Origin of the sequence: uncultured Sphingomonas sp., assembly GCF_913062585.1 — a bacterium.
Taxonomy (GTDB): Bacteria; Pseudomonadota; Alphaproteobacteria; order Sphingomonadales; family Sphingomonadaceae; genus Sphingomonas.
This window is the reverse complement of sequence record NZ_CAJXWX010000022.1, coordinates 59,954-71,279: the sequence shown is the minus strand read 5'-3', so window position 1 is coordinate 71,279 and position 11,326 is coordinate 59,954. Positions and strand designations below refer to the sequence as shown.

Sequence of the window (11,326 nt, the reverse complement as noted above, 5' to 3'; positions counted from 1 at the left end):
TTTTTCAAGCAGAAGACGGCATACGAGATCTAGTACGGTCTCGTGGGCTCGGAGATGTGTATAAGAGACAGGGGTTGGGGGAGGGCAGGCGGCTTAGGCCGCACCTCCGAGACTTACTCCCCCGCAACCCCCAACTGCGACAACATGAACGCCTGCCACTCGGCATTCTGCCGGATTCGCTCGAAGCGGCCGGACTTGCCGCCATGCCCGGCCTCCATATTCACCCGGAAGATCAGCGGGTTGGTATCTGTCTTCCGCTCGCGCAGCTTGGCGACCCATTTGGCGGGCTCGTAATATTGCACCTGGCTGTCCCACAGGCCGGTGCCGACATAGAGCGCCGGATACGCCTTGGCCGCGACATTGTCGTAGGGCGAATAGCTGAGCATATAGTCGTAATAGGGCTTGTTCGCCGGATTGCCCCATTCGTCATATTCGAAGGTCGTCAGCGGGATCGAGGCGTCGAGCATCGTCGTCACCACATCGACGAAAGGCACCTGCGCGATGATGACCTTGTAATCCTGCGGCGCCATGTTCGCGACGCCACCCATCAGCAGCCCGCCCGCACTGCCGCCCATCGCCGCCACCCGGCCGGGCGCGGCATATTTCTGCGCGACGAGGTAGCGGGTGACGTCGATGAAGTCGGTAAAGCTGTTCTTCTTGTGGAGCAGATGGCCGTCATCATACCAGCCGCGCCCCATTTCCTGCCCACCCCGGATATGCGCGATCGCATAGACCACGCCCCGGTCGAGCAGCCCGATCCGCCCCGCATCGACCGACGGATCGGTCGAGATGCCATAGCTGCCATAGGCATATTGGAAGAGCGGCGCGGTGCCGTCGCGCTTGACGCCCTTGCGGTACACGATCGAGACGGGGATGCGCGTCCCGTCGCGCGCCGGAGCCCAGAGCCGTTCGGTCACGTAGAGCGCGGGATCATAGCCGGGCACCGGCGTGACCTTCAGCGTGCGCCGCTCGCCGGTGCGGGCGTTGATCTCATAGGTCGTGGTCGGCGTGACCAGCGAGCCATAGGTATAGCGGACCCAGGCCGTGTCCGGCTCTTCGTTGGTGGACAGGCCCATGCGATAGGCGGGCTCGTCCGCCTTGACGGGAATGGACTTGCCCGCGTCGGTCAGCAGGCGGATCATCCGGTTGCCGCCCTCGCGCTGGTCGATGGCGACGAAGCCGTTGAAGGGCTTGAAATCCTCGATGAAAACCGTGTCGCTGCCGGGCACCAGATCGCGCCAGGCGGCAACGCCCTTGGCCGCATCGGCATCGGCGAGCGTCGCCAGCTTGTAATTCTTGGCCCCCCTATTGGTGCGGATGATCCAGCGGCCCCCGAGATGGTCGGCGCCGTAGCGGAATTCACGCTCGCGCGGGGCGATGACCGCGAAGGCGGTCGGCTGGGTCGCGGGGGCGCAGCGTTGCTCGTCGCTGACCGTGCTCTGGACGCTGATGCAGATATAGCGGTCATCGGTCGTCCGCCCGACCCCCATGTTGAACGTGTCGTCCTTCTCCTCGTACAGCATCCGGTCGGCGCTGACCGGCGTGCCGAGCACATGCGCCATCACCCGGTAGCCGCGCAGCGTCACCGGGTCCTTGGCGATATAGAGGATGGTGCGGTTGTCGGCGGCCCACACCACATTGGGCTCGATATTGGCGATGCTGTCCTCCAGCACCCGGCCGGTCGCGATATCCTTGACCCGCAGCACATATTGCCGCCGGCCGACCGTGTCCTCGGCCCAGGCGACGAGCGTGTTGTCCGGGCTGACCGACCAGTCGGACAGGGCGAAGAAATTATGGCCCTTGGCCATGGCGGGCTGGTCGAACAGGATTTGCGCAGGCGCGGTCGCGGACCCTGCACGGCGCTCGATCAGCGGATAGTCGGCGCCCGTCGCGAAGCGCGACGAATACCAATATCCGTTCTTGCCGTACGGGACGCTGCTGTCGTCCTGTTTGATATGCGCGACCGTCTCGTCATAGAGCCGCGCCTGAAGCGGCTTGAGCGACGCCAGCTGCGTATCGGCATAGGCGTTCTCGGCATTCAGATAGGCGAGCATCTCCGGATTTTTCCGCGTGTCGTCGCGCAGCCAGTAATAGTCGTCCTCGCGCGTGCCGTTGGGCGAGGGGACCTGATAGGGCTTCTTGGCGGCAATCGGCGGCGTCGCCTGCTGGGCCAGGGCCGGCATGGCCAGTGCGATCAATCCCGTTGCCGCCAACCACCGCATCGCCGTCCCCCGTCTATTCTCCGATGGGCAGGATGGCCGTCCGCAAGGGTCGGTGCAAGGGCCTATCGGGCGGCGCGGCACAGAATGGCGAAGCCCGGCAATCCCAAGAGGCGCGAGCCCCGTGGCGGCCCGATCGGCGAAAGATCATGGCAGACCTTGATCGGATGCACCTAAATCGCGTTCTAGGGCAGGGCACATGAGCAGACGAATGGAACGACATGCGGTGGAGACGACGTAACCTGGCCTCGATGAGTGCGGACGTGAATGACGGGCTGGCCCCCGCCGTGGAAGCGATGACCAGCGGCGCGGGGACCACGGAGCCCGCCCAGACGCGCGGCTACCGCGTGATCGCGCTCGTCGTCGCGTCCGCGCTGTTCATGCAGCAGCTAGACGGCACCGTCCTGACCGTCGCGCTGCCCACCATGGCGCGTGACCTGGGCACGCCCGCCACCAGCCTCAGCCTGGCGCTGACCAGCTATCTGCTCGCGCTCGCCCTGTTCATCCCGGCGAGCGGGACGCTGGCCGACAAGTTCGGATCGCGCACCATCTTCTGCTCGGCGATCGGCATCTTCCTGCTGGGTTCGATCCTGTGCGCGCAATCGGGGTCGCTTCAAACTCTGGTCGCCGCGCGCTTCCTGCAGGGGATCGGCGGCGCGATGATGGTGCCGGTCGGGCGGCTCGTCCTGCTGCGCAGCGTCGCCAAGGCGGACATGGTGCAGGCGCTGTCCTGGCTGGTCATGCCGGCGCTGATCGGCCCGATCCTGGGGCCGCCGCTGGGCGGGTTCATCGTGACCTGGCTCGACTGGCGCTGGATCTTCTATCTCAACATCCCGATCGGCATCCTCGGCATGGTCGGCGCGTGGATGTTGGTGCCAGAGATACGCGGCGATGCGCGGTTGCGGTTCGACACATCGGGGTTCGTGCTGTCCGGCGTATCGCTCGGCGGCCTGTTGTTCGGCTTCGAGCTGGCGAGCCGACCGGGCACGGGCTGGATCGCGCTCGGCCTGCTGGTCATGGGGGCCGCGTTCGGCTGGTTCTATATCCGCCATGCGCGCCATACCCACGACCCGATCCTCGATCCCACGCTGATGCGCGTGCCGACCTTTCGCCTGTCGGTCATCGGGGGCTCGCTGACCCGGATTACCCAAGGGGCGCAGCCCTTTCTGCTGCCGTTGATGTTCCAGCTCGGCTTTGGACTGACCGCGGCGAAGACGGGGACGATCACCATGGCGGGCGCGGTTGGCGCGCTGGCGATGAAGGCGCTCGCCCCGCGCGTCCTGCGCCGCTGGGGCTTTCGCCGCAGCCTGATCGTGTCGGGGCTGGTCAGCAGCGCAGGGTACGCGACCTGCGCCCTGTTCCGGCCCGACTGGTCGATCCCGGTCATCACGCTGATCCTGGCGCTGTCGGGCTTCTTCACCTCATTCCAGTTCACCGGGTTCAACGCTATCGCCTATGCCGATGTGGAAAAGGACCGGATGAGCGCGGCGACCAGCTTCTATGCGACCTTCCAGCAGCTGACCCTGTCGCTGGGCATCTGTACGGCGGCGACGGTGCTGGAACTGGGAACGCTGATCCAGGGGCAGACGACGCCGACGCTGGCCAGCTTCTCGGCGGCGTTCATCGTGGTGGCGATCATCTCGGCCTCGGCGGTCATCTGGAACCGGCGCTTCGCACCCGACGCGGGTGCGGCGATGAGCGGCCATCATGACAATGGGACGGACGCCGAATGACGGAATGGTCATGTCGTTGCCGATCAGCAACAATCCAGGATAAGGATCGTTACCCGGCCTGATCCAAACGACGGAGCAGGTCGGTAGCCATGCAGACGGTAATCGTAACGGGAGCGGAGTCGGGCATCGGCGCCGCCTGTGCCGAGGCGTTCGGTGCGACGGGGGCCAGGGTCGCGGTCCTGTTCCACAACGACCAGGAGGCCGCCGACACCACGGCGCAAGCGATCCGCAAGGCGGGTGGCGAGGCGATGACCGTCCAGGCCGAGGTGAATGACGAAGCCTCGGTCGACAAGGCCTTCGCCGCCGTCGAGGCGGTATGGGGACCGGCCGATGTGCTGGTGAACTCGGCCGGGGTGAACATGTCGGGCGTGACGGTGCGCGCCATGGCGCTCGCCCAGTGGCAGCGGATGATCGCGACCGACCTGACCGGCGCCTTCTTGACCTCGCGCCGTTTCCTGACCGGGTGGGGCGAGGGGAAGGGGGATGCGACGATCCTGCACATCTCCTCGATCCACGCCTATGCGGTGCGCGCGGGCGGCGCGGATTATTGCGCGGCCAAGGGCGGGCTGACCAACCTGGTCGAGACGCTGGCGATCGAGGAGGCTCCGCGCGGCATCCGGGTCAATGCGATCGAACCGGGCATGATCCTGACCCCGATGAACGCCAAGGCGCAGGAAGATGCGACCTATCGCGCCAGCCTGGAGCGGAACATCCCGATGGGCCGCGCGGGGCAGGCCTCCGAAGTGGCGGACCTCGCGGTCTTCCTCGCCTCCGACAAGGCGAAATATATCACCGGCGCGCGGATCGTCATCGACGGCGGCCTGTCGCTGATGCAGGCGCTGGGCGCATGATGGGCCCCGCTACCGACGCCTCGGTCGCCGATCCGCATCGCAAGGATCGGGTCGCCGACGCCCCGCTCGACCTGGATTTCAACGTCAAGCGGATCGAGGACGTGACACTCGAAGGGCCGCCCGAACTGATGGCCCGCGACCTGATGAGCCCCTATGTCTGGCGCGAGGCGGATGGCCGCTGGGGCATGATGGTGCGCGCCGTCGTGCCGCAGGGCCAAGCGTTGACCGACACCGGCGTCATCTGGGCGGGATGGAGCGAGGATGGGCGGCATTTCACGATGCTCGACGCCCCCTCCATCGCGCCGGGCCCCGACGCGCATGATGCGGGCGGGGTCGAGGACCCGACGGTCGTGCGCCGCGAGGACGGCTATGTCGTCTATTATTCGGGCGTGCTGGCCGACCATGCGCATGGCGAACTGTCCTATGCCACCGGCCCCTCGGTCGACCGGCTGGTGAAAAGCGGCGTCGCGCTCGCCTCGTCCAAGTCGGAGGGCAATACCAAGGAGGCGACCGTCGACCGCACGGCGGACGGCCGCTGGCGGCTGTTCTACGAATATGCCGCCGACGACGCATCGCGCATCGGCGTGGCGATCGGGGAGGATGTCGCGGGCCCCTGGACCGAGCAGCCGACGCCCTTCATGCCGCGCGAGGACAGTTGGGACGACTGGCATTTGTCGACCGGGCCGCTGCTGACAGACGACAAGACATGCCCGGTCATGTTCTACAATGGCGCGACGCGGGATGCGCGCTGGCGGATCGGCTGGGTCGCGTTCGACGAGCATTATACCCGCGTCGTCGCGCGGGGGATCGAGCCGCTGATCCTGCCGCCACCCGCCGACGATCGCGGCGCGACCGATATCGCCTTTGCCGCCTCGGTCGTGGTCGCGGAGGATGGTATCTGGCTTTACTATTCGCTTGAAGATCGGCGATTGTCGCGGGCCCTTATTCGGCGCAGTTGAGCCGATCCTTCTCGTTCCTGGTCCAGAAAGCGTGTCGATGTCCGCAGATACCGAAGTCTCCGTCGCGCCGAGCATCCATGCCTCGATCGCTCCGGCTCCGGCATTGCGGCCCGATCGCCCCTATGCCCGCGACGAGCTGTTGCACGAGTTGTTCGATGCGACCTGTCGTACGCGCGGCTGGACCACCGCGCTGAGCCTGATCGGCGCGGATGAGGAATATGGCCGGGTCACGCAGTGGACCTACGACATGCTGGCACATCGCAGCCTGTCGCTCGCCCACCGGCTTCGCGCGCTGGGGGTGGGGAAGGGCGACCGGGTGGTCCTGTGCCTGCCGCGCGGGCTCGACCAGTATATGGCGATCCTGGGCGTGCTGCGGACCGGCGCGGCCTATGTCCCCGTCGACTGGGGATATCCGCAGGATCGCATCGCCTTCATCATCGAGGATAGCGGCGCGGCGCTGACCATTACGACCGGCGCGCGGGCGGGGGAAATACCGGGCGCGACGCTGGCGCTCGACGCCGAACTGGGCGATCTGGCCGCCGAACCGCCCCTGCCGATGGGCCGCGAGGTGACGGGATCGGACCCGCAGGACCTGGCCTATATCATCTATACCTCGGGCACGACCGGACGGCCCAAGGGGGTGATGATCACCCATGCCAATGCCTGCCATCTGGTGCGCTCCGAAAGCGCGATCCTGGCGCTGGAGCCGACCGACATCGTGTTCGGCGGGTTCAGCCTGGCGTTCGACATGTCGGTCGAGACGATGTGGAGCGCCTTCTTCGTCGGCGCGAAGCTGCTCGTCGCGACCGAGGCGCTGGCGGCGAGCGGCCCCGACGTCGCCATCGCGCTGGCCGAGGAAAAGGCGACGATCTGGCACGTCGTCCCCTCGCTGATCGCGCTGGTCGAGCATCCGGTGCCGACGCTGCGCCTGATAAACATGGGCGGCGAGGCGTGCCCGGCAGACCTGCCCCGCCGTCTGGCGGGGCCCGGCCTGCGCCTGCTCAACACCTATGGCCCGACCGAAACCTCGGTGACGGCGACCTGGACCGAGGTGCAGCCCGGCAAGCGCATCACCATCGGCAAGCCGCTGCCCGGCTATACCGCCTGGATCGTCGACGAGTCGTTGCATCCGGTCGAGGCGGGGCAGGAGGGCGAGCTGGTCATCGGTGGCCCCGGCGTCGGCGTCGGTTACGTCAACCGCCCCGACCTCACGTCCGAGAAATTCACCATGACCCCGTTCGACACCGTGTCGGGCGGGCCGGAGCGCATCTATCGCTCGGGCGATCTGGTCCGGCTGGACGCGGCGGGGGACATCGACTTTGTCGGGCGGATCGACACCCAGGTGAAGATTCGCGGCTTTCGCGTCGAACTCGCCGAGATCGAGGCGGTGATCGGCGAGGCACCGGGCGTCGCGCAGGCGGTGGTGCATCTGTTCACCGATGCCGACGGCTCCGAATTCCTTGCCGCCTTCCTGGTCGCGCGTTCGGGCGAGACGATCGATACGGCGGACATCAAGGCGCGGGTCACCGAGCGTCTGCCCAATTACATGCGCCCCGCCGCCTATCAGGTGCTGGCCGCGCTGCCGACCTTGCCCGCCTCGGGCAAAGTCGATCGCAAGGCGTTGGTAAAGCCAGAGATCACCGTCGATACGGGGCGCCAGCTCGAAGCGCCGGCAACGCCGATGGAGGAAAAGCTCCACGCCATCTGGACCGAGGCGTTCGCGCCACAGCCGGTGTCGGTCACCGATGATCTGTTCGAGGACCTTGGCGGCCACTCGCTGAAGGCCGCGCGGCTGGTGTCGGCGGCGCGCAAGGTGGCGGGGCTGGAGGGCCTGTCGCTGGAGGATCTGTACGCCGCGCCGACCATCCGCGCGCTGGCGACCCGGATCGGCGGCACCGCGCCGGTCACCGTCGCGACCGAAGAGAGTTTCCGCCGCGTCCCCGAATGGAAGCGGATGCTGTGCGTCGCGGCGCAGACCGTGGCGCTGCTGCCCATCTATACCATTGCCGGGCTGCAATGGTTCTTCCCCTATGTCGCCTATACGCACCTTGCGGGGCGGATGAGCCGGATCGACGCTCTGATCCTGAGCGCCTTGTTCTTCACCATCGTGCCGGTCGCCTCGATGCTGTTCTCGATCGCCGCCAAGTGGCTGATCGCGGGGCGGTTCAAGGTGGGGGACTATCCGCTATGGGGCGGCACCTATTTCCGCTGGTGGCTGGTGCGGCGGATCATCGCGGTGACGGCAACGCCCTATCTGGCGGGCACGCCGATGATCCGGGGCTATTACCGGATGCTGGGCGCGAAGATCGGCAAGCGCGCCTATATCGGCAACGGCGTGATTGACACCGCCGACCTGTTCACCTGCGGCGACGATGCCATCGTCAGCGACCAGGCGGTGATGGCGACCAGCTCGGTCGAGCGCGGGCTGTTGCGGCTGGGCAGGGTGACGCTCGGCGCGCGGTCTTTTGTCGGGGGGCAGGCGGTGGTCGGCCGCGATTGCACCCTGGGTGAGGATGCGATCCTGGACGATATGGCCGCGCTGCCGGCCGAGACGGTGATTCCGCCACGCCAGCGCTGGACCGGCTCGCCCGCCGCCTTCGACCGGATGGTCGAGCCCGGCGAGGTCATCACGACCGGTAAACGGGCGGGGCCGTCGCTGGCGATCTTCATCGGCGCGCTGCTGTTGCCGATCATCGCCATCCTGCCGATCGCGCCGGGCCTGATCGCGCTGATCGAGTTGGACTGGGCGACGACCGGCTATGGTTACATGCTCGTCTCGCCGTTGCTCGCCGCCACCTATATCGTGATGATGTGCGTGCTGACGGTGCTGGCCAAGCGGCTGGTGCTGGGGCGGGTGAAGCCGGGCGTGTACCGGCTCGATAGCTGGTTCTATGTCCGTTACTGGATGGTGCGGCAGATCAACGACCTGGCGCTGCGCCTGCTGCATCCCATCTTCGCCACGCTCTACGTCATCCCTTGGTACCGGGCGCTGGGCGTGAAGGTCGGGCGGCGGGCGGAAATCTCCACCGCCAGTGCGATCGTCCCCGACCTGGTCGAGATCGGGCCGGAGAGTTTCATCGCGGACTCGGTCATCTTTGGCGCGGCCAAGATCGGCCATGGCACCATCGAGCTGGCGCATACGAAGATCGGCCGTCGCAGCTTCATCGGCAATTCGGCGCTGTTGCCGACCGGCGCGCAGATCGGCGACGAGGTGCTGATCGGCGTCCTGTCCAAGCCGCCCGAGAGCCCCGAACTGGCGACCGAGGCGGGCAGCACCTGGTTCGGCTCGCCTGCAATCAAGCTGCCGGTGCGGCAGGTCGCGACGATGTTCGACGAGGGCGCCCGCTTCAACCCGTCCAAGGGGCTGATCGCGACGCGCCTGTCGATCGAGGCGATCCGCACCACCTTGTCGCTGACCGCCTTCCTGGTGTTCTTCAGTGCTTTGCTGTCGATCGTCGGCGATCTGGACGATCTGGAGCGCGGCGGGCTGGTCATCATCTCGGCCTTCCCGTTCCTGTATGTCGGCTTCTGCCTGGCCTGCGGCGCGTTCGTGCTGGCGCTGAAATGGCTGGTCGTTGGGCGGTACAAGGTGACGACCGCGCCGCTCTGGAGCACCTTTGTCTGGCGGACCGAGCTGGTCACCGCGACCTATGAGAATCTGGCGGTCGCCAATCTGCTCGAGCCGCTGCGCGGCACGCCCTGGATCGGCCTGTACCTGCGCCTGATGGGGGCGAAGGTCGGCAAGCGCTGTTACATCGACACGACCGACCTGACCGAGCACGACCTGGTCACGATCGGCGACGATGTCGCGCTGAACGACTATGCCGGGCTCCAGACGCATCTGTTCGAGGACCGGGTGATGAAGGTCGGCGCGATCACGGTCGGCGACCGCGCGACGATCGGCTCGCTGGCGATCGTTCTGTACGACGCAGAGGTCGGGGCGGACGCGCAGCTGGGCGACCTGTCGGTGGTGATGAAGGGCGAGAGCCTGCCCGCCGGGACCAATTGGGAAGGCAGCCCGGCGCGGATCGTCACCGGGGCATGACCCCGCTCTGGCATGACGGGCCGCTCGACGCCCTGCACTGGGACGGCGTGTCGCCGGTCGTGTGGCGCGTCGCCGATCCGGGCGCGGGGGAGCGAGGGCCCCTGGCGACGGCGCTGCTGGGCCATCTGTCCGCCGGGGCGGTACGGCTGGCGCGCAATCCTGAGGGCAAGCCCGAAGTTCTCTTTCCAAATGGCTGGCATATCAGCCTGTCGGGGCGTGGCGGCTGGTGCCTCGTGGCCGCCGCCCCTTATGCGGTGGCGGTCGACCGCGAGGCTGTGGACGATATGGCCCCGCTCTGGGACATGATGACCGTGCAGGAGGCGAACGCGGTCCGTGCCGCACCTCTGGCAGAACGGTCGCGCCAATGGCTGCGGCGCTGGACGATCAAGGAAGCGCACGCCAAGCTGATCGGCACTCCCCGCCGCATCGCGCCCGAGGCGATCGACACCAGGCTGATCGACCCGGTCCGGGCGACCGCGCATTGTGGCGGGACCTCGCATTGCTGGACCCGCGAAGACGGGCGCGGGATCGAAACGCTCGCCATCTGGGCAGAGGCCGCATGAGCGCGGACCAGGTCCGGCCTTACGCGGAAGGCGACCGCGACGCCGTGCTGGCGATCTTCGACAGCAATCTGCCCGAATATTTCGGGGCCGGGGACCGCGAATGGCTGGAGGAGACGCTGGACGATCCCGACGGTCCGGCTTTCGTCGTCACGGTGGACGATGCGGTCGCGGCGTTCGGCGGTTACGAGCTTTGGGAGCATTATAACAAGGCGCTGCTCTATTGGGGCATGGCTGCGCGGGCGCATCATGGCAGCGGGCTGGGCCGGTTGCTGCTGTTCGAGCGCTTGCTGCATGTCGCGCAGCATGCCGAGCCGCCGACCCGCTATGTCACGGTCGACACCTCGCCCGGCGTGGCGCCCTTCTTCCGCCATTGCGGGTTCGAGGGAATGGCGGTCTGGCCCGAGGGCTATCGGTCGGGCATGACGATGCACGAATTGCGTTTCGACCTGGCGGCCGTGTCCGTTGAAGAACTGGCCCGACGGCGCGATGCGGCGCTCGCTGCGGCCATCGCCCGGCTGGAGCGTCCCCGGTGATCCGCGAGCCGTTGAGCGCGGCGGCGCATGTCATCCAGCTGGCGTTGACCCCGATCTTCCTGCTGACGGCGGTGGGGGCGCTGCTGAATGTCTTTTCGACGCGGCTGGGGCGGATCAGCGACCGCATCCATGTGCTGAAGAAGGAAAACGGGGTCAGCCGGGTCGAGATGGATCGGCTGCGGCTGCGGTCGCGTTTTCTGGACGTGGCGGTCACGCTCGGGGCGGCGGCCGGGGTGATGACCTGTTGCGCGGCGATCACCCTGTTCTTCGGCGTGCTGCGCGCCTCGGGCCATTCGTCGATCCTGTTCCTATTCTTCGGCGGCGGTCTGGTCTGCGCGGTCGGCGGCCTCGTCTGTTTCGTCGCCGAGATCATCCTGGCCGGGCGGACCTTGCGCGACGAGGACGATCCGGGCTGACGCGCAA

8 protein-coding genes are annotated in these 11,326 nt (G+C 67.1%); 7 read left to right on the top strand and 1 reads right to left on the bottom strand.

The annotated features are described in order from the left end of the window. Positions 1 to 113 precede the first annotated feature (113 nt). The gene (locus tag QZ546_RS13935) at positions 114 to 2,222 is read right to left on the bottom strand and encodes a S9 family peptidase (RefSeq protein WP_294238678.1); all 2,109 of its coding nucleotides are present in this window, start codon (positions 2,220 to 2,222) and stop codon (positions 114 to 116) included. 218 nt (positions 2,223 to 2,440) lie between these two features. Between QZ546_RS13935 and QZ546_RS13930 the strand changes: the two genes are divergently transcribed. From QZ546_RS13930 to QZ546_RS13900, 7 genes are all read left to right on the top strand, one after another. Further along, entirely contained in the window at positions 2,441 to 3,952 is a 1,512-nt protein-coding gene (locus tag QZ546_RS13930; protein WP_294238674.1) for an MFS transporter, read from the top strand. A gap of 89 nt (positions 3,953 to 4,041) precedes the next feature. Continuing rightward, a complete protein-coding gene (locus tag QZ546_RS13925; RefSeq protein ID WP_294238672.1) occupies positions 4,042 to 4,803 on the top strand; it encodes an SDR family oxidoreductase in 762 nt (253 codons plus the stop codon). Next, positions 4,803 to 5,762: a glycosidase gene (locus tag QZ546_RS13920; protein WP_294238689.1), complete on the top strand. Its 960-nt coding sequence runs from the start codon at positions 4,803 to 4,805 to the stop codon at positions 5,760 to 5,762. The genes QZ546_RS13925 and QZ546_RS13920 overlap by 1 nt, the downstream gene beginning before the upstream one ends. Before the next feature lie 37 nt (positions 5,763 to 5,799). Further along, a complete protein-coding gene (locus QZ546_RS13915; protein WP_294238670.1) occupies positions 5,800 to 9,807 on the top strand; it encodes a Pls/PosA family non-ribosomal peptide synthetase in 4,008 nt (1,335 codons plus the stop codon). Then, positions 9,804 to 10,370 carry a 4'-phosphopantetheinyl transferase superfamily protein gene (locus tag QZ546_RS13910; protein WP_294238668.1) on the top strand — a complete coding sequence of 189 codons (567 nt, stop codon included), beginning with the start codon at positions 9,804 to 9,806 and terminating at the stop codon, positions 10,368 to 10,370. The genes QZ546_RS13915 and QZ546_RS13910 overlap by 4 nt, the downstream gene beginning before the upstream one ends. After that, on the top strand, positions 10,367 to 10,903 hold the full coding sequence (locus QZ546_RS13905) for a GNAT family N-acetyltransferase (protein ID WP_294238666.1): 537 nt from the start codon (positions 10,367 to 10,369) through the stop codon (positions 10,901 to 10,903). The genes QZ546_RS13910 and QZ546_RS13905 overlap by 4 nt, the downstream gene beginning before the upstream one ends. Then, positions 10,900 to 11,319, top strand: coding sequence for a DUF2721 domain-containing protein (locus tag QZ546_RS13900; protein WP_294238664.1), 420 nt, complete (start codon positions 10,900 to 10,902; stop codon positions 11,317 to 11,319). Before QZ546_RS13905 ends, QZ546_RS13900 begins: the two co-directional genes overlap by 4 nt. The last annotated feature ends 7 nt before the right edge of the window (positions 11,320 to 11,326 follow it).